The following is a 1,071-nucleotide window of genomic DNA, read 5'->3' as shown; positions in this document are numbered from 1 at the left end:
GAATTAGATTGTGTCATCTTAACTTCAGGGTAACCAAGCCGGCCCTAAGAGTTAACGCAGCCGCCGGCTGCCGCGACCAAAGGGAAGGCCGGGGTTGAAGGGGATGATGAGATGATTTTTGGCAGCCGCAGCGGAACTGAAATGACGACAGGTCAGGACAAGGTTGTGTCGATGAACCGCTTCCGCAAGGGCGGAACGCCGTCGCCGCTGCGCCAGGCGGAGGCCTATTGGACCGCGCTTCGCCGCGGAGACGATGTGCCGAGCCGCTCGCAGATTGATCCGCGCGGGCTGGAGAACATCCTGAGCAACACTTTCATTCTGGAACGGATCGCCCCGGGGATTGCCCGCTTCCGCCTGGCAGGAACGCTGGTAAATGAAATGGCTGGCATGGAAGTGCGCGGCATGCCGGTGACGGCGTTCTTCACCACCGAAGCGCGCAAGCAGCTGAGCTCCGCCATGGAGCATATGTTTGAAACACCCGCCATCGTGGAGTTGGAACTGCAAATCGAGGCGCCGCGCCAGCGTACCCCGCGCGAGGCCCGCATGCTGCTGCTGCCGCTGCGCAGCGACCTGGGTGACATTAGCAGGGTGCTGGGGGTGCTGGTGGCGGATGAGGGAACGGCAGCCACCTCGCAGCGGTTCTCGATCACCTCGATTGAAATGCGCACAGTTGGCAACGCGCCCGGCTCTGCCGAATTCAAGGCCAAGCCGCGCGCTGCAGACAGGGATCAGCGCCCTGACGTGAACCAGCCCAATCCGGGCTTTGCCGAAACCCAGGCCCGCTTCAAGCCTGAACGCTCGCTTCTGGAGGAAGCCAAGGCGCTGCTGGAGCGCAGCCGGGCGGGCAAGCTTGGGGAACCGGCAGACACAGCTGCGATAGCGGCGGACACGACCGAAAATAAGCGAAAAAGGGCTTCGCATCTGCGTCTCGTGGTCAGCCGCGACTGACATGCGGGTGCCGCGATACGATCCCGGCGCAGCAATATATTTAATTCAAGTCCAAGGTCATAGCGCTTGAAGTGACTGCGCCCCGCGGGAGAACCCCGGGGCGCCTTTTTACGTGTGCAGAAA

The 1,071-nt window shown here is 62.0% G+C and carries 1 protein-coding gene; it reads left to right on the top strand.

Annotated features, from left to right (window positions below; translation table 11 throughout):
* Positions 1-141: 141 nt before the first annotated feature.
* Complete coding sequence (locus A2I95_RS41525) at positions 142-948, top strand: PAS domain-containing protein (RefSeq protein WP_291738105.1); 807 nt, start codon at positions 142-144, stop codon at positions 946-948.
* The last annotated feature ends 123 nt before the right edge of the window (positions 949-1,071 follow it).

It is taken from the genome of Leisingera sp. F5, assembly GCF_001593695.1.
The sequence above is the reverse complement of the archived record's forward strand: the minus strand, read 5'-3'. Positions and strand labels throughout refer to the sequence as shown.

Bases quoted from the DNA above. Each gene is read 5' to 3' on its own strand.
- A2I95_RS41525 (WP_291738105.1), top strand. From the start codon at position 142: ATGACGACAGGTCAGGACAAGGTTGTGTCGATGAACCGCTTCCGCAAG.